17 protein-coding genes are annotated in these 17,560 nt (G+C 64.1%); 6 read left to right on the top strand and 11 right to left on the bottom strand.

The window, feature by feature from the left end:
- The first annotated feature begins 51 nt into the window (after positions 1-51).
- A complete protein-coding gene (locus RTQ46_RS01520; protein ID WP_312434135.1) occupies positions 52-510 on the top strand; it encodes an OsmC family protein in 459 nt (152 codons plus the stop codon).
- On the top strand, positions 510-1,157 hold the full coding sequence (locus tag RTQ46_RS01515) for an FMN-binding negative transcriptional regulator (protein WP_312434134.1): 648 nt from the start codon (positions 510-512) through the stop codon (positions 1,155-1,157). The genes RTQ46_RS01520 and RTQ46_RS01515 overlap by 1 nt, the downstream gene beginning before the upstream one ends.
- On the opposite strand, the gene RTQ46_RS01510 is transcribed toward RTQ46_RS01515, so the two are convergent.
- The 3 genes from RTQ46_RS01510 to RTQ46_RS01500 all read right to left on the bottom strand — a co-directional run bounded on the left by RTQ46_RS01510 (position 1,141) and on the right by RTQ46_RS01500 (position 3,233).
- Entirely contained in the window at positions 1,141-2,094 is a 954-nt protein-coding gene (locus RTQ46_RS01510) for an AEC family transporter (RefSeq protein WP_312434132.1), read from the bottom strand. The genes RTQ46_RS01515 and RTQ46_RS01510 overlap by 17 nt on opposite strands.
- Before the next feature lie 105 nt (positions 2,095-2,199).
- The gene (locus RTQ46_RS01505) at positions 2,200-2,634 is read right to left on the bottom strand and encodes a CHRD domain-containing protein (RefSeq protein WP_312434131.1); all 435 of its coding nucleotides are present in this window, start codon (positions 2,632-2,634) and stop codon (positions 2,200-2,202) included.
- Positions 2,635-2,675: 41 nt separating this feature from the next.
- Entirely contained in the window at positions 2,676-3,233 is a 558-nt protein-coding gene (locus tag RTQ46_RS01500; protein ID WP_312434129.1) for a helix-turn-helix domain-containing protein, read from the bottom strand.
- Between the two features lie 241 nt (positions 3,234-3,474).
- Here RTQ46_RS01500 and RTQ46_RS01495 point away from each other — a divergent pair, with 241 nt between their 5' ends.
- Positions 3,475-3,729 carry a hypothetical protein gene (locus RTQ46_RS01495; RefSeq protein WP_312434128.1) on the top strand — a complete coding sequence of 85 codons (255 nt, stop codon included), beginning with the start codon at positions 3,475-3,477 and terminating at the stop codon, positions 3,727-3,729.
- Here the strand turns inward: RTQ46_RS01495 and RTQ46_RS01490 are convergent.
- Genes RTQ46_RS01490 through RTQ46_RS01475 form a run of 4 tightly spaced genes read right to left on the bottom strand, consistent with a single transcriptional unit; the run spans position 3,726 to position 8,434 of the window.
- A complete protein-coding gene (locus RTQ46_RS01490) occupies positions 3,726-4,727 on the bottom strand; it encodes a spore coat U domain-containing protein (protein WP_312434126.1) in 1,002 nt (333 codons plus the stop codon). The genes RTQ46_RS01495 and RTQ46_RS01490 overlap by 4 nt on opposite strands.
- Entirely contained in the window at positions 4,727-7,108 is a 2,382-nt protein-coding gene (locus RTQ46_RS01485; RefSeq protein ID WP_312434125.1) for a fimbria/pilus outer membrane usher protein, read from the bottom strand. The genes RTQ46_RS01490 and RTQ46_RS01485 overlap by 1 nt, the downstream gene beginning before the upstream one ends.
- Positions 7,109-7,159: 51 nt before the next feature.
- Positions 7,160-7,891: a fimbria/pilus periplasmic chaperone gene (locus RTQ46_RS01480; protein WP_312434124.1), complete on the bottom strand. Its 732-nt coding sequence runs from the start codon at positions 7,889-7,891 to the stop codon at positions 7,160-7,162.
- Between the two features lie 12 nt (positions 7,892-7,903).
- Entirely contained in the window at positions 7,904-8,434 is a 531-nt protein-coding gene (locus RTQ46_RS01475; protein WP_409518283.1) for a spore coat U domain-containing protein, read from the bottom strand.
- Between the two features lie 345 nt (positions 8,435-8,779).
- On the opposite strand from RTQ46_RS01475, the gene RTQ46_RS01470 reads away from it, so the two are divergent.
- On the top strand, positions 8,780-9,589 hold the full coding sequence (locus tag RTQ46_RS01470; protein ID WP_312434123.1) for a response regulator: 810 nt from the start codon (positions 8,780-8,782) through the stop codon (positions 9,587-9,589).
- 18 nt (positions 9,590-9,607) lie between these two features.
- Here the strand turns inward: RTQ46_RS01470 and RTQ46_RS01465 are convergent, their stop codons facing one another.
- Both RTQ46_RS01465 and pnuC read right to left on the bottom strand, forming a co-directional pair.
- Positions 9,608-12,166 carry a TonB-dependent receptor gene (locus RTQ46_RS01465; RefSeq protein ID WP_312434121.1) on the bottom strand — a complete coding sequence of 853 codons (2,559 nt, stop codon included), beginning with the start codon at positions 12,164-12,166 and terminating at the stop codon, positions 9,608-9,610.
- Between the two features lie 303 nt (positions 12,167-12,469).
- Positions 12,470-13,060 (bottom strand): nicotinamide riboside transporter PnuC, encoded by a 591-nt coding sequence (gene pnuC / locus RTQ46_RS01460; protein WP_312434120.1) that lies wholly within the window; start codon positions 13,058-13,060, stop codon positions 12,470-12,472.
- Between the two features lie 130 nt (positions 13,061-13,190).
- Between pnuC and RTQ46_RS01455 the strand changes: the two genes are divergently transcribed.
- Positions 13,191-13,958, top strand: a complete 768-nt coding sequence (locus RTQ46_RS01455; RefSeq protein WP_312434180.1) for a transporter substrate-binding domain-containing protein — start codon at positions 13,191-13,193, stop codon at positions 13,956-13,958.
- A gap of 10 nt (positions 13,959-13,968) precedes the next feature.
- Here RTQ46_RS01455 and RTQ46_RS01450 read toward each other — a convergent pair whose 3' ends face one another.
- On the bottom strand, positions 13,969-14,145 hold the full coding sequence (locus tag RTQ46_RS01450) for a hypothetical protein (RefSeq protein WP_312434119.1): 177 nt from the start codon (positions 14,143-14,145) through the stop codon (positions 13,969-13,971).
- 11 nt (positions 14,146-14,156) lie between these two features.
- On the bottom strand, positions 14,157-15,365 hold the full coding sequence (locus RTQ46_RS01445) for an RtcB family protein (RefSeq protein WP_312434118.1): 1,209 nt from the start codon (positions 15,363-15,365) through the stop codon (positions 14,157-14,159).
- Between the two features lie 403 nt (positions 15,366-15,768).
- On the opposite strand from RTQ46_RS01445, the gene RTQ46_RS01440 reads away from it, so the two are divergent.
- A complete protein-coding gene (locus RTQ46_RS01440; RefSeq protein ID WP_312434116.1) occupies positions 15,769-17,544 on the top strand; it encodes a hypothetical protein in 1,776 nt (591 codons plus the stop codon).
- The last annotated feature ends 16 nt before the right edge of the window (positions 17,545-17,560 follow it).

Genomic DNA, 17,560 nt, shown 5'->3' with positions numbered 1-17,560 from the left:
AGCCAACTGCAGCACTACAATCACGCCATCGCATTTATCCGGAGCACCGCCATGCAGCAGTTTTTCGCCACCGTCGCCTGGCAGCGCGACGGCCAGGATTTCACCGGCCAGCGCTACAGCCGCGGCCACGCCTGGCAGTTCGACGGCGGCCTGAGCGTGCCCGCCTCGTCGTCGCCGCTGTCGGTGCCGCTGCCGATGTCGGTGGCGGAAAACGTCGACCCGGAGGAGGCGCTGGTGGCGGCCACCTCGAGCTGCCATATGCTGTTCTTCCTGTCGCTGGCGGCGCAGCGCGGCCATGTCATCGACGATTACCGCGACGAGGCCGTCGGAGAACTGGGCAAGAATGCCGAAGGCCGGCTGGCCATGACGCGCATCGTGCTGCGCCCGCGCGTCGAATGGGCCGGCGATGCGCCGACGACCGAGGCGCTGGCGGCGCTGCATCACGACGCCCATGAACGCTGCTATATCGCCAGTTCGCTCAAGGCCGAGGTGCTGGTGGAGGCGCCCTGATGTACACCCCGAAAAGCTACCGCGAAGAGCGGCTCGATGTGCTGCACGCGCTGATGGCGGCCCATCCGCTGGGCGCGCTGGTGCGCATGGGCGAGGACGGTTTGTGTGCCGACCACCTGCCGTTCGAGATCGCCCCGCCAACGCCCGACGCGCCGTTCGGCACCCTGCGCGCCCACGTGGCGCGCGCCAATCCGCTGTGGCGCAGCAATGGCGCGGACACGCTGGTGATCTTCCAGGGGCCGCACGCCTACATCACGCCGGCCTGGTATGCGGCAAAAGAGATCAGCGGCGAGGAAGTGCCGACGTTTGACTACGCCGTGGTGCACGCGCACGGGCGCCTGCGCGTGATGGACGAGCGTGCCTGGCTGCTCGATTTTCTGGCGCGCCTCACCCGGCGCCATGAAGCGGATCAACCGCAGCCGTGGCAACTGGGCGACGCGCCGCCCGCGTATATCGACAAATTATTGAAGGCGATAGTCGGCATCGAAATTCCGCTGGCGCGGCTGGAAGGCAAATGGAAGATGGAGCAGAAAAACAGCCTGCAGGACCGCATGCGCGTGGCCCATGAACTGTCGCGCACAAGCATGCCGGAATCGTCACGCCAGCTCGGCGCGCTGATGGCAAAATCGCTTAGCGCAGCCAGCTGACGGCCGCCGAAAACGTCACGAACGACAGCGCCGTCGACACCAGGATGATGCGCGCGATGCGCGCCGTGTTGGCGCCGAAGCGCTCGGACAGCAAGGACACATTGCTGGCGCTGGGCAGGCAGGCCACCAGCACCATGCAGGTCAGCGCAAACGGATCAAGCGGCGCGCCCAGCGCAATGGCGGCGTGACCCGTACCCCACACCAGCAGCGGATGCAGCAGCAGTTTTTTCAGCGCCACCGGCACATACTCGTTCATCGGCGCCGCGTCCGCCGTGCTCATTTGCGAACGGGCCAGCACGGCGCCGATGGTAAACAGCGCCACCGGCGAAGCCGCGTCGGCCAGCAGGCCCACGGTCTGCGTCAGCGGCTTCGGTAGCGCCAGGTCCAGCCACGACACCAGCCCACCGAGCAGGATCGCCCACGGCATCGGATTGCCGGCCATGGCTGTCAAGGCGTTGAGCACGGCGGCGCGGCTGCCGTGCGCGCCGCCGCTGCCCACGCGCGACAGCGCGATGCACAGCGAACTGGTGACCAGCATGTCGACCACGATGGTGACGATCACGGGGCCGGACGAACGGGGACCCAATAACGTCAACAGCAGCGGCACGCCCATGAAACCCGTGTTCGGAAACGCCGCCACCAGCGCGCCGAAGGCGGCGTTGTTCCAGTCGATGCGGTGCGACAGCGTCATGGCCATCGTCACGCCCACCATGATGAGCGCGCACAGCAGGTAGACGCCGAACACGCTGGCGTCGAGCAGTTGCGCGACCGGCGTGGATGCGCCGAAACGGTACAGCATGCAGGGCAGCGCAAAGTACAGCACAAAGGCATTCAGGCCGGGAATGGCGGCCAGCGGCAGCAGCGAACGGCGCACGGCCAGGTAGCCGCACAGCACCAGGGCAAAGAAGGGAAAGGTGATGGCGAGGATGGTCAGCATGGCCAGCCATTGTAGCGGCAGGCAGGATGCCCCGATGGTCAATGCAAAAAAAAGGCCGCGAATGCGGCCCGAAGGAGGTCTGGAGCAATGCCCATCAAGCCGGCCCTACTTCGGCCTGAGCTGGGCGCGGATCTCGCCGGCCGGATAGGTGGCGCTGTGCACATTGACATACAGATTGCCGGCCAGGTAGCTCGCGTATTGCGACGGTGTCAGGCTGGTCTCGGTCGGCACGGCAAACATGCCGTCGCCCGCTTTCAGCAGCGGCACGATGGCCGGGCCATTGGCGCCAGGCGGCGCTTCGTGCAGATGGGCTGCCGTCGCCACCATGCCCGTAAAGCGCACGGTCCCCGTCACGCCGCGGTCAGGGCCGACATGGACATTGCTGCTGCCGCTGGCCAGGCTGGTATTGGCCGGCACGGCCTGCGCGCCGCTCAGGGTCACGTCGAGGCTGGCGGCCGGATGGGGCGCGCGGGCGCAGGCGGCCAGCGCCAGCGCCAGCGCGGCCACCACCCAGCCTGCGCGCGCGCGCAGCACGGTCATCCAGCCACGCCCGCAAGCGATGCAGCGCCAGCCCACACGGTTCAGGCCAGGTGGCCTTCCGCCACCCAGCCCCGGTTGGCGGCCACCGCTTTCGGTTTCGGCGCGATGCCGCTGCTTTTCTCGGCTTCCTCGATGATGTGGCGCATGCTGTCGCTGGCCGCAGGACCAGGGGCAAACGCATAGTATTCGTCATTGATGGGCAGGCCCGTCATGGCGTCGACCAGCACCGGATCGGCGGCCAGGCCCGTATCGCGGCTGGCGATCACCAGGCTGGCGCCTTCTGGCGCGAAGTTTTCATTGCCCCACGCGATAAAGGCCAGCAGCACCGGCTTGAAGGCCCGGCCGGACTTGGTCAGCACATAGTCGTAGCGTGGCGGCTTGGCGCAATACTGGCGGCGCGTCATCAGGCCGCCTTCGACCAGGTCGGCCAGGCGCCGCGTCAGGATGGTCGGGGCGATCTTCAGGCTTTTTTCAAACTCGTCGAAGCGCGTCTTGCCATAGAACGCCTCGCGCAAGATGAGGATGCTCCACCATTCGCCGACCTTGCCCAGGCTGCGCGCAATCGGGCATGGCAAAGTATTGAAGTTGGTATGTTTCATGATTATCTCCTCACGTAGTTGCAAAGCAACAATAAAAATCCATTGAACGACTGGTGTGACTATCAAATTGCTAGTGAGTATTCCCCCATGACAGGGCCTGAAAATACGCGAAAACTCACACTATTTATTGCTCAATTACAATATCTCTTGTTCCAATACCCCTAACCCGGTGTGACTAACGGTACTCGCCAGTTGCGTACAAACGCCTGCCCAATGTCCGTTACTGCCAGATGCGTCAACCATGAAATCCTTGAAACCTGTTTTGCTGCCAGCCCTGTTTGCTTTGTCTGCCCTGTCTTTTTGCCAGGCCACGACCGCCGGCACCATCGCGTCTAGCTCTTCCGCTTCCTTCCAGGCCACCTTCGTGGTACTGGAGTCCTGCACCATCGTTTCCCGGCGCAGCAACAGCAATCCGAGCGTGCGCTGCCAGCACAATTCCCCCTACCTGATCGAGCGCCATGCCGCTGCCGACGGCATGCTCAGCGTCGTCTTCTAAAAATAAATCGTCGCCGTCACCGTATCCTTGTAGTCGCCCGGTATCGGCGTCGTTTGCGCCGGCACCCGCCCATAGATCGTTACCGGCACGCTGTTGCCCGTACCCGTGCCGCTGACCATCGCCGTGCCATTCGTGCCATCGCCCCACAGCGGCCCATCGAGCGTGCCCGACAGGCGGTAATCGACGGTGGCGGCCGTCGCCGTGTTCTTCATCTTGCGCGCCGCCACATTGGCGCCCACCGTGCCGCCGTTCAGGGCGATCTGGTACGCGTTGTTGTTTACGCAGCGCACCGTCAGGGTGCTGGTGCTGCGCACCGAGCCGGTCAGGATGGTGGCGTTGGAAAACGCCATCGGCGTGGCCGTGATGGTGCAGTTGTTGATGGCCGTGGCCTTGACCGTGAAGCCGAAGCTGGCGCTGTTGCCCAGGCAGTTCGCTGGTGCGGCCAGGATGCTGATCGCATAGGTCAGCGTGCCGGCGCCCGCAAAGCTGGAGCTGTATTCGGTATCGCCGTTGTTTACCGTGGACACGGCCGCCAGCGATGCGCCGGCCGGAATCTTGCCGTAGAAACTGAAGTTCTGCGTCTTGGTGCCGCCCAGCGACAGCAGTCCCATCGACAGCGACACGGGCAGCGAGGACAGCGCGCCCGTCACGCCCGGTCCGCCCCAGATCGATGCCGGCGCATAGCTGGCGTCGACATACAGGTTGTACGGCATGCGCTGCGTGCCATTGCCCAGCGTGCGCGAGGCGGCCGACAGCGAATTGGTGCCCAAATTCAGGTTCACGCAGGCGCTGACATAGGCCGTCAGCAGCGGCGCCAGCGGCGCAAAGGTGCAGCTCAGCACGCCCGAGCCCGTCACCGTATAGTCGGCGCCCGAGATCGGCGAGACGGCACCGAAATTGGTGTCGACCACGCTGACCGAGCACGTGTTCTGTGCCTGGGCCGACGCGCCCCAGGCGCAGCCAAACGCGGCAACAAGCATGGTCAGCCAGCGGCGCATCAGCGGCCTCCCCCGGCAGCTGCCGGAGCCGGTTCGCTCGGACGCTTGACATTGCGGCAGCGCAGCGGACCGATTACCGGCAAGCCGCCCGCCGCCGGGCGCACATAGGCAAAGCGCACCACGCACAGCTGGTCGTCGGCGCCGATCCGCATTTCATTCTCGGCCGCCAGGTCGTCCACAAAGGTCACGCCGTCAAACCCCACCACCGTGCGCTTGCCGCTTTGCACATGCAGCACCGGCAGGCCGGCCGCCAGCGGCTGGGCGTCTTCGCCATGCACGATGATGGTGGCGGCGCTGTAGCGTTCGACCGGGAACGCGGCCAGCACGCCGGACAGGCTGCGCGGCACCACGTTGATGTTGGTGACCGGCACGCGCGCGTCGACATCGAGGCCGTCGGTGCCGATGGCGATCTGGTTGTTGCCGTAGGCATTCAGGTTCGGCACCAGCAGATAGCCGCTGCCGCCCGTCACGCCGATCTGGCGGTTTTCATGCAGCACCGGCACGCCGGCCACGCCGCCGGTCGACACCAGCGCAAAGCCGTTGCCGACCTGGCGCGCCGCGGCCAGGTGGCCGTCCATCAGCACCACCGCGCCGGACAGGCCAACTGCCGAGGCACTGCTCGATGCGCTGTGCTGCAAGCGGCCCGTCAGGCGGCCATAGTTGCCCAGGTATTCCAGCTGGGCCTGGCGGTAATCGAGGCCGCCCGAGCTGCCCGACTGCACCGCCCAGCCGAAGCCGCCGCCGAAGTCGGCGCTTTGCTGGGCCGTGAAACTGCGGCTGTCATTGTCGTTCTGGCGGCTGGCGCTGGCGCTGACGGAGACGTCGCCCAGCGCCATGCTGAGGCCAAAATAAAAGCCGCGCTGGCTGCTGTCGCGCAGGTCCTGGAACAGGCTGGCGTTCAGGAACACGCTCTTGAACAGCGTGGCCGTGTAGCCGAACGTGACCAGTTTCGACATGTCCACGCCAGGCGAGCGGTAGCTGATGTAGCTGAGATTGACGCTTTGCGCGCCCGGCAGCGGCAGGTTCAGCGAGAGACGGTCGGCCGCGCGCACCACCGGGCTGCCGTCGCGCGTGGCCACGTCGCCATAATGGGCGCTGGCGCGCGTGCTTTGCGCGTCGATGCTGAAGCCCGGACCCATGTACTGGTAGCCGGCGCTGGCCTGCATGCCCTTGTTCTGTCCGCCACTGGCGGCCAGCGAACCGTTGATGACGCCGCTTTGTCCCAGCCGCAGCAAGGCGCCGGCGCCCGCATTGAGCACGCCGCGCGTCAGTTCGGCATGGGCTTCGACGGTCAGGTTGTCGCTCACGCCATAGCGGCCCGAGGCGCTGGCAACGGGGTCGTCGGCATAGCCCCACGAACGCTGGCCGTAGTCGCGCCGCAGCACGCCCGCCTCGACCGAATAGTCGCTCAGCTCGCGCGCCAGCAGGCGCGTGTCGACATACAGCGGCAAGGTGGTCGTCACGCTGCGGCCCAGCGCATCGCGGGTGACGATGGTGGCCTGGCCGGCGCCATTGATGCCGCTGACCTGGTTCAGCACGAACGGGCCGCTCGGCACGCTGGCCGAATATTGCTGCACCCCGTTGACATACAGGCTGAGCGAAGACGGCACCAGCGCCGTGCCGTCAACCGAGGCGACGGGAAACGTCAGCAGGTCGGGACGCAGCTGGAAATTCTTGCGCCATTGAAAGCCGCCCATGCGCACGGCGCGGCTCCAGCTCAGCGACGACGAAATCAGGTCGCCCACCTGCCAGCTTTCCAGCGTTTCCGGGTCGGAATGGTTCCAGAACGTGTCGAAGCGCATGTACTGGCGCTGGCCGCTGCCCAGGCTGTAGGTGCCGGTATTGCTGAACACGCCGTTCCGGTTGAAGTAGCGCAGGTCGTTGAACAGCGCGCTGCGCCGGGTCTGGCCCAGCTCGGAATACAGTTCGTAATTGAGCACGGCGCCCGGCGTCACCTGCGACGGCGCGGGGCGGCTGGTGGCGCGCGCGCTGACCGTGTATGGCGCGCGCAGGCTGTCGTCGACGCGCAGCGCAATGCTCTGGCGCGCGGCGTCATAGTCGTAGCCGAGACCGGCAATGGAGTCGAGCGCCACCTCGGCCTGGCCGGACACGCCGAAGCGCGCCGGGTCCAGCCCGAGCTGCTGCAAGTTCTCCACGCTGCTGACCACGCCGTTGCCCTGGCGGGTAAAACGCATGATCAGTCCGGTTGCTTCGGCATTCAATATGACCTCCAGATACAATTCATCGGGCGCCGCATCGGGCGCCGCCGTGGCCGGCCCGGGATCGGCTCCTGACACTGCCACCACCGCCTCTGCCGCACCGGCCATCCGGACTGCCAGCATCGCCATCAGCACCATCGCGCAAGCCTGCCATGTCTGCATCCATCTCATGGGTTAACCCGGTTGAGCCAGCATGGGCCATGACGGCAGTAATCAAGGTGGTGTGGAATTTCGGGCAACGCTCACCTTTGCATTGACGTTTACGGCGATCGCCAGCGCGCCTTCCAGCGCGGCTTCCCTGGGCACGGGCAGGCGCCAGACGCGCATGCGGCCCGCCAGCACATAGCCGAACAGACCATTGCTGATCACAAAACTTTTTCCTGCCTGGTTGGTCAGGGTCAGGCTGCCGATCTGCGCATGGAAGTTGCCCGTGTTCTGCACACGCAGCATCCACTCGCCATCCTTGCGGTACACCTGCCAGTCGAGTACTTCCTTGCCGGGCGCGCCACTGGGCAGCACGAACACGGGCACCGAATAGCGCAGGCGGATATCGACGCCGCTGCGGGCCGGATCATCGTCGCGGCCCACTTCGTCGATCAGCACGCGATAGGTGCGCTCCTGCTGCGCGCTGGCCGCCTGCGTGCGCACCAGGCGGATGGTCTGCCGGCCGTTGGCGGCGATCTCGACAATGGGAGGACTGGCGACCAGCTCCTGGGTCGGCGACATGGCCTCTTCGCCATTGGCCTGGTCCCACAAAAACACGCGCACCTGGCCGAACAGCGGCGCATCGCCGAGGTTCTGCAAGGTGATGCCGGCCGAGGTCTGCTCGGCCCGCATATTGATGGTGACGGGAGAAATCTGCAGGTTGGCAGCCCCTGCCGTTTCAACTCCAGCGATGCCCAGCAGCAGCATCGTCAACAGGAGAAAAGTACGGCGGGCCGTCATGAGCTGCCCACTTTAAAAATACACCGTCGCCGTGATGGTCGACTTGTAGGTATCGGGAATCGGCGTGCTTTGCGGCGGCACCTGGCCATACACCGTGATTGGCTGCGCCACGCCGCTGCCCGTGCCGCTGTGGGTATCGGTACCCTGCGTATTGCCCCAGACGGTGGCGCCGGCAGCCTGGAACAGGTTGTATTGCACGGTGGCCGTATTGCCGCCAGTACCGGCCAGATAGCGGGTGGTGCCGACCGAGCCGGCGCCGGTACCGGCATTGAGGCCCACGTTGTACGGCGTGCTGTTGGTGCAGGTCACGTTCAGGGTGGTGCTGACGTTGACGGCGCTGGCCAGCACGCCCTGGGTCTGGCCGAAGTCCAGCGGCGCGGCGGCGATGACGCAGTTGGCGACGATCTTCAGCGTCACGTCAAAGGTGGCGGTATTCGAGCCGTTCAGATACGTGGCGGCATTGCTCACGCCAGGCAAGACGGCAGCGATCAGGGACATGGCGACCGCAGCGGCGGCGAAAGGGGAAAATTTAGCGCGTAACATACTACCTCCTGATGATCAGACATCAAAAAATGGCCTCTCTCTTGAAGAGGCGCGAGGATAGTCACGGTATTGCCGGCGTTTGTCGGGCACGCAAACCAGGACAACAAATTCAAGTGCTGGCAGCCAAAATTCTTGGGCTTTCAGCATCCTTGCCTGAATGGCAAAGCAGATTTTTTCGTAAGCCACATTGCTTTAAATCAATCTATGACTGGATTATTAGTCATCCAGAAAATTGCTGCTTCTTAACGCGGTGAAACATCTTTTGATTTGAGAGAAAAGCAGATAATTTTTTAAAAGCAGGGCATAATAAACCACATCTTGCTTATTGGTTAACTCATCCACGCCATGTCGATAGCCAGCGAAACAGGGAAAAAAAACATCTTGATCGTGGACGATTCCGCGTTCGAGCAGCGCATGCTGACGGAGCTGTTAAGCGACGAACCCTATCGTTTCAGCGTGGCCTACAACGGCTACCAGGGCTACCAGCTGGCACTGGCCACCCACCCCGACCTGATCCTGCTCGATGTGCGCATGCCGGAAATGGATGGCTTTACGGCCTGCCGGCTGCTCAAGGCCAATCCGGAAACGGAACACATTCCCGTCATCTTTCTGAGCGGCGCCGATGCCGTCAATGAGCGCATCACGGGGCTGCAGGTGGGCGGCGTCGACTATATCTCCAAACCGTTTACCCCGGCCGAACTGGCCGCGCGCATCCATATCCACCTGAGCCTGATGCGGCGCGCCAACAGCACCGCGCCACCTGCCGCGCCGGCCAGCGACAAGCCGCCCCAGCATCCCGACCTGGTGTTCGTCAACGCCGTCAAGCAGCTGATCCTCGACAACCTGGGCAGCTTGCCCAACCTGTCCGAAATCGCCCGCAGCGTGGGCACCTACCGTGAAAAACTGACCCTGATGTTCCGCGAACAGACCGGCATGACCGTGTTTGCGTTTATCCGCGAAGCGCGCATCGCGCGCGGCGTGGAACTGCTGCAACAGACCGAGATCGACGTGCAGGATATCGCCCTCTTGATCGGCTTTCATAACGCCGGCAACTTCGCCACCGCCTTTCGCGAACGCATGGGCGTCACCCCCAGCGCCTACCGCCAGCGCCTGCAGGAGCAGCGCGGCGGCCAGCAGATGCCGGCGCCGCACTGACCTCTTTTTACACCGTCTTCAGAACTTGTAGTTCAGTTTCAGCGACGCGAAGCGTCCGCGCGGATCGGCCTGCGTGTAATCGAAACCGGAGGCCGAGTAATCCCATGGCGCGCGCTTGTTGGCCAGGTTCTGCACGATGAAGCTGACGTTGGCCTGTGGCGTGACCTGCCAGCTGGTATTGATGTCGAACGTGCTGAAGGCCGCCACCGATTCGTCCAGGTGCGTGTTCTGCGCATAGCTGCCCACATAGTTCCAGGTCAGGGTCGAGCTCCACTTGCCCTGCTCCCAGGTGGCCGAACTGACGCCGCGCCATTTCGGGATCGAGCCGAAGTAATTGGTGCCGGCGCCGTCCGTCAGCGCCGCGCCGTCCGACAGCGGCTCGGCAAAGCGCAGCACCCGGCTCAGCTGCCCGGCCAGCGTCAGCTTGCCCCAGTCCTGGCTGGCGAAGCGCTGGCGCAGGTCGAGGTCGATGCCGGACACGTCGCGCTGCCCCTGGTTGCGGTACTGGCGGTACAGGGTGGTGATGCGCCCGTCCGCGTCGCGCGTGACCTTGCCCGGCGCGCCAGCCTCGTTGGCGATGGTGGTGACGGCGCTCTCGGTGCCGATCACGCCGTCCTGGCGGATGCGGTAGTAGTCGAGGCCGATGCTGGCGTTGCTGGTCGGCGAGATCACCACGCCCAGGTTGATGTTTTTCGAGCGCTCGGGACGCAGTTCGGTATTGGCGATGGTAATGGCCGTCACGCCGCGCGCCTGGGTCGGCGTCTGCGGGTCGCGCGGATCGATCACGCTCAGGTAGCTGACCGCCGTGCTTTGCGTGATCTCGGGCAGCGACGGCGCGCGAAAGCCGCGCGAGGCCGTGCCGCGCAGCAGCAGCCACGGTGCCGCTTGGTAACGCGCGGACGCTTTCGGCGAGAACGCATTGCCGAAATCGCTGTAGTGGTCGGCGCGTCCGGCCAGATTGACCGACAGCTCTTTCACCACCGGCACGTTGAATTCGGCAAACAGGGCCGACACGTCGCGCGCGCCGTCGATGATATTGATGGCCGGGCGCAGCTCGGTGCCCGACAGCACGGCGCTCGAGGTCTGCGAGTCCATTTTTTCGCGGCGCCACTGCGCGCCGGCCGCAAAGCCGAGCGGACCGGCCGGCAGTTCGGCTATGTCCTTGGCAGCCGACACATCGAGCGTGTCCAGCGTCGAGCGGGCCGGGCGCAGGGTCGACAGGCGCAGCCGGTTGCGCACCGCCTCGCTGTTTTGCGACTGGTCAAAGAAATTGTAGCTGCCGTCGGCCAGCACTTTTTCGAACTCGTAGCGGTTGACGAAATTCTGCACGGTTTCCTTCAGCTCGCTGCTGGAATGCCCGACCGAGGCATCCCAGTCCCAGCCCGCCAGCGTGCCATTCAGGCCGGCCAGCGCGCGGTAGAACGTCACCCTGTCCTGCTTCATGCGCGGCCCCAGGTCGAACAGCGTGGCCGTGAATGGCAGCGGCGTCGCGCCCGGATTGTTCGGATGGCCCACCGGCAGGATCACCGGGATCGTGTCGAGCGCCTGGGTGGCGTTGTTCCATACGCGCGTGGCGCTGTTGACGGTCAGCGGCGCGCTGAAGGTCTGGTCGGCGCGCGAATAGCTGTGCAGCAGGTCGACGTATGCCTCGGTCTCGGCATTGACCTTGAAGGTGGCGCGCGCGGCCGTGTGCACGCGCTTGATGCCGGGTATCAGCGTCTTGTACGGCGACGGATTGTAGGCCAGCACCTGGCCCGCCTTGCCGGGCGTGATGGCGCCGTAGTCGGCCAGTTGCAGCGGCCCCTGCACGCCGCCCAGGGTGCGGGTCGGGTCGGAGCCGGCATAGTTGGTGATCGCCCAGCCCAGGCTGCCGCGCTGCTGATTGCGGAAGTCCGCGTCGCGCATCCACGCCACGTCGCTTTGCTGCAGCTTGTCGCGCTCCTGCGCGTCGATCGACAAGACCACGCTGTAGCCGTCGTCCTGCAGCTTGCCGAAGCCCGTCTGCAGCGCCGCGCTTTTCTCGCTCTGGCCGGTGCCCTCGGTCGAGCCGCCCAGCTGCGCGGTGAGCTCGGTGCCGGTGAATTCCTTGTAGAGAATGATATTGACCACGCCGGCCACCGCATCGGAGCCGTAGACGGACGAGGCGCCATCCTTGAGCACCTCGATGCGCTGCACCGCCGCCATCGGCAAGCTGTTGAGGTCAACGAACGTCTCCTGCAGATTCTGCGCCGTGGCATAGCTGGCCACGCGCTTGCCGTTGACCAGGATCAGCGTGTTTTTCTGGCCGATGCCGCGCAGCGACAGGCCCGAGGTGCCGGCCGAAAAGCTGCCCGTATATTGTTCGTTGTAGCTGTTGCCGCTGTTGGCGGAAATGGCGCGCAGCACTTCGGCCACGCTGGTCTTGCCGCCCGCTCTCAGCTCCTTGGCGGTAATGACCTGCACGGCGCTGGCGCCTTCTTTTTCGCTGACGCGGATATTCGAGCCGGTGACATTGACGCGCACCATCTCTTCCTGCGCATGGGCGTACGATGGAAAGGCGGCGGCGATGGCGAGACTGGCGGCGAGTGGTTTGAACATGGTTTCCTCTTGATGGGAGATGGCCTTTTCCGGATAAAAAAGGCGTACGGGGGCCTGCTGGCCGAGGGGTTACCTCAGCCAACGGACAGCGACAGTGGGGGTGTGATGCGACTACGGGATGCGGCGGCGTGCCCGCATCGGCATGCGGCTGCACGGCGATGGCGGGACGGTAGAAAAATAGCTGAACAAGGTAAAACGCGACATGAAAGACACCGGTGAGCGGAGAACACCCACTATATCGCGGCGTCTTTCAAGCTGGAACGAATTAAAAATTGATTGTATATACGTTTTGAGTCTAAAGACTCAGGCGACAGCACTGGCGGCAGCGGCGGCCGCCGCCCTGCGCGCCTGCAGGTTCCACCAGTACCATGACACCAGCGCATTGATCCAGTAGGCCGCATACAGCACGGCCGTCAGGTGCAGGCCGCGGCTGTAGTACAGCGGCACGGCCACTGTATTGACCAGCAGCCAGAAGCCCCAGGTTTCCAGGCGCCGGCTCATCAGCAGGAACTGCGCGATGATGCTGAACACCAGCACGGCCGAATCGATGAATGGCGCGTAGGCATTGGTCCAGGTATGCAGCAGCATGCCGTAGATGACGACGGCGGCCACGCCGGCCGGCACGATCCACGCCAGGCTGCGCCAGCCGGTGCGCGTGATCGGCAACGGTTTGCCCCCCGCGCCGCGCCGCCATTGCAGCCAGCCGATGGCGCAGGTGACGATAAAGAACAGCTGCAGCAGCACGTCCGCATACAGGTTGACCTGGTAGAACAGCACGGCGAACAGCACGCAGCCCACCATGCCGATCCACCAGGAATGAATATTGTTGCGTCCGGCCAGGACGATGGAGACGGTCATCAGCACATTGGCGGCGATTTCGAGTGGAGGAGTCAAGCGGGCTTCCTTTGCGATGGGGGACACCGCGCCACTATAGCGGATTTATGCAGCCTCGGCGCTTGACTTCCTTTACCATTCTGTCACATTGACTCTTGGTTAGATAGCGAATGAAACTCCCTTGGAAAAGATGCCCCTGCGCCAGCTGCTGATCGCCGCCTTCCTGCCTGTCTGCGCCCTGCCGGCCACGGCCTGCCGCATGACGATGGCGCTCGACCAGTGGCTGCCGTATCTGTACCGCGATGCGCAAGGCCGCGACACGGGCCTGGACCTGGAACTGGTGCGCGCCATTTTCAGCGAGGCCCACTGCACCCTGGTCACCTTGCCGGAACTGCCGGCGGCGCGGCGCCAGTTGCTGTTCCGAAAGGGCGGCCTCGACATGATGCCGGCCGCCTCCCCGACCGGCGAGCGCGAAGCGTATGCACGCTTTACCATCAGTTACCGCAACGAGACGGTCGGCATCTTCGGCAAGCCGGGCAGCGCCAGCGCAAGGCCGCCGATTGCCAGCATCGCGCAGCTGGTGCGCGGCAAGGCCACCCTGCTGGCGCCCAGGGTCGGCTGGTACGGCGAGGAGTATGCGGCAGCCCTGCCGGCGCTGGAGAACAGCGGCCGCCTGAACCAGTTCGGCAGCTTCGAGCAGGGCCTGCGCATGTTCGAAGCCGGCCGCGCCGACCTGTTGATGGGCGACGTGCTGGCCATGCGCCACGTGGCGCGCCAGCAGGGCGTGGCGCTGTCTGCCGTCCCCTTCGTGGTGCGGCACGCGCCCGTGGCGCTGATGCTCAACGCGCGCACCACCAGCAGCGCCGACCTGGCGCGCCTGAACGGCGCCATCGCCCAGCTGGAGCGGCGTGGCACGCTGGCGGCCATCCGGGCGCGCTACGAGCACCCGCACCACTGAGCACCCACCATCAGCGGCTGCCGTCGTGCTTCACCCTCCCCGCCAATAACTGCTGCAAATGATGCTTGCCGGCCCGGCGCGCCGCGCGCGGCGACGCTTCCGATTGATGCGCACCGGCGCCGCCGCGCAGCTTGGCGGCCGCCACCAGCGGATTGCGCGGCTTCGGTGTTTTCAGTTTCATTTTCATGGTGGCTCCTTTCAGCCCTTGATGCAGACGACCTGGCGCAAGGTATGCACCACCTCCACCAGATCGCTCTGGTGCGCCATCACCGCATCGATATCCTTGTAGGCGGCCGGGATCTCGTCGATCACGCCGCCGTCCTTGCGGCACTCGATACCCTGCGTCTGCGCGATCAGGTCGAAGCGGTCAAAGCGCCGCTTCGCCTCGCTGCGGCTCATGCTGCGTCCGGCCCCGTGCGAGCATGAACACAGCGACTGGGGATTGCCCTTGCCGCGCACGATAAAGCTGCGCGCGCCCATGCTGCCGGGGATGATGCCCCACTCCCCTGCCTGCGCCGAAATGGCGCCCTTGCGCGTCACGTACAGCGCCTCTTTGGCGTGGGTTTCCTGCGCAATGTAGTTATGGTGGCAGTTGATCGCTTCGCCGTCGAGCCGGAACGGCGGCGCACATTTCGCCAGTACTTCCAGCACCAGCCGCATCATTTCGCTGCGGTTGAGCAGCGCATAATCCTGCGCCCAGCCGACCGCTTCCACATAGTCGTCGAACACGGCCGAACCTTCGCTGACATAGGCCAGGTCCGCATCCGGCAATTGAATTTTATGGCGCCGCATGTCCTTCTGCGCGGCGGCGATAAAGTAGCGGCCGATCGCATTGCCGATGCCGCGCGAACCCGAATGCAGCATGACCCACACGCGCTGCTCTTCGTCGAGGCACAGTTCAATAAAATGGTTGCCGCCGCCGAGCGTGCCGGCCTGGCAGATCCAGCTGCGCTCGAACTGGCGCAGCATTTTCGCAATGCCGGGGTGGCGCCCGACGATGCGCAGCAGACGGTCGTTCAGGGGCCGCGTGGCACGCGCCTGGCGCGAACCCTGGACCTTGCTCCAGTCGTGCTGTTCGAAGCCGACCGGCACGGCCGCTTCGATGCTGCTGCGCAGCCGCGCCAGGTTGTCGGGCAAATCGCTGGCCGTCAATGTCGTGCGCACGGCGTTCATGCCGCAGCCGATATCAACGCCGACGGCGGCCGGAATAATCGCGCCGCGCGTGGGAATCACGCTGCCGACGGTGGCGCCGATACCGGCATGCACATCGGGCATGGCGGCAACAAACGGATGGACGATGGACAGGCTGGCGATCTGCTCCAGCTGGCGCAGTGCCTGCGCGTCGATATCGTCGGTAAAAATGTGCACGGGTACTTGAAAGCCGTGCAGGGTGTGATGAATGGGCATGCGTAAAACCTTGGGTGTGCCCGGGTTTCGTATGCCGGCGCGCCTGAAAAACGCGCGCCAGAAAGACAAAACCCCGGCGAGTTTCCTCGCCGGGGTTCTGGAAGGAACGCCGGCTCGGGATCGATGACCCCGAGCACAGCATGCACGGGGCTAGTGGTGATTCAAATTGTGGCTAGCCTGGTATTGCATGCTGTTTCCTTTCATTGTTGGGTGGATAAACTGACCGAGCCATGATTCTGCGCCACCGTTGCCGCATGTGTCAACCGGTGAGATGGCAAAACAATCATGTGTTGTAAAAAACATGACCTTGCTGTGCTTCGCCTTCCATGGGTATTTCTATCTGTTCCTGGTGGCAGGAGGTTTTTAAGCGGTAACATGAAGTGTCCGGAATGGTGGAGAGAAGATGAAGATGCGTTGTACGGGACTGATGATGTCCATGCTGCTGATGAGTTCCACGGTCCGTGCCGAAGACCTGTTTCCGGCAAAGCCAGCGAGTTTCAAAGCGTGCTACGACGCCGGACAGGCCTGGATACGCGCGCGGATGCCCGAACTGAACGCCAGCCCGAAACCTTCCCGCTACGAATTCAATTCCGACCTGGCCGCATGTACCGGGCGCGTGCCGGCACTGGCGGCATTCAAGTGGCCGGCCGACCTGGCTTACCGCGCCAGGGCGCCCTACAAGAATTTTTTCACGCAGGATGCGCGCGGGAACTGGATCGTGGCGAGTTACTCCGAATCGTCCGATTCCCCGGTGACCTATTTGCGCATGCCTAAAAATGGGACCGCGGCTGAGGTGATTTCTTCGGTGCCGCTGAACGGCCATTTTTTCGGTTTCGACTTTGCAGCCTACGACATGGATAAAGCCGGCCGCGCCTTCGGATCGTTGACAGCTTTTCTGACCAGGGATGCATCTGCGCTTTACTTCGAACTGCTCGGACAGGTTAATGGCGTCGGGCGGCTGCTGCTGCAGAGCCAGCGCGAAGTCATCGCATTCGATACCACGAAAAAGACCTGGTTCTGGAGAAAGTGCCTGTTGCAGCTGGCGCCAGCTCCCGGCAATGACCTGCCAAAACTCATCGAGAAGTGTCGCACCAGCGATGGTGCGGACGTCGCGTCTGTCGTGCACGGTTCTGAGACTTCCACGCGCGCCCTGACCAGCAAAACGCTGCAGTGGAACGGCACGTCCTTTGAGGAGGGCGAGCCCACTGCTTGGCTGGCGAGGCGCAACGCCGCTCCCGTCAAGTTCCCCGCCATCCTGACGCGCACGATCAAGGGTGAGGTGAAGGAGCAGGATGGCCTGCAGTTTCGGCGGGTCACGCAAACGCAAGGACCGAAGGGCCGCCAACCGGTCGTGACAAATGAAATGATCGAAATAGTGACAGGCGTGGCCCCTGAGCCAGCGCGCAAAATAAATGAGGACATCGCCAGCACCGTTGCCGGCGCAACCGATGGCATGATCGAACCGGAAGTCAGGGACGATGATGGAACCCGGACGTTCCATTACGGCGAACTCATATCGAAGGCTGATGTTGTGAGCTTCGCGCGCGGTGTGGTCGTGATACGTTTTTCTTCATCGACGATGGCGCCTCTGCAGAGAAGCTACGATGAGACGGCGTATGTTCTGTATGACGCCACCTCCGGCATTCGGCGGGACATGTCTTCGCTGTTTGAAACGCCGCGCGAGCTTGACTTGTTTGCTTACGGAGCAACGGCACGGTTCAAGGGAAAGACGCAGTACCTGTTTCCAAAACGGTGGTTCGTCAGGGACGCCGGGCAGTCGACCGGATCTCTGGTCGTGATTCCCAAACCGGGCGGCCTCGAAGTTCTCGCCGGCGACGTGTTTGGCGGCCACTATGTCGAAGCATCATGGGGCATCGTGCCCGATGCCGGCATCGCTGCGGCCTTGCGGGCCGGGCAGCTGCAACCCCGCATCCAGTGTGCACCCGGGATGGAGCGCCCGGAGGAAGAGCGGCTGTGTGCGGAAAAGCTGGCTGGCGAATACGAGGCCTTGCTGCAGCAGTGGCAGGCGCGCCTGGAAGCTGTTGCGGGGAACTCCGCAGCGGCCGAAAAGCTGAGCGAGGATCACGCGGCGCTGATGGAAAAACTGGGCGCCTGTCCCGAAAAGGACCGCGCTTGTCTCAAGCAGCGCCTGAGCGAACAGTCAGCAGCCCTGAAATAAGCCGGCCTGGCAACCG

Source organism: Janthinobacterium sp. (assembly GCF_031995485.1).
Taxonomy (GTDB): domain Bacteria; phylum Pseudomonadota; class Gammaproteobacteria; order Burkholderiales; family Burkholderiaceae_D; genus Janthinobacterium.
This window is presented reverse-complemented; position numbering and strand designations above follow the sequence as displayed.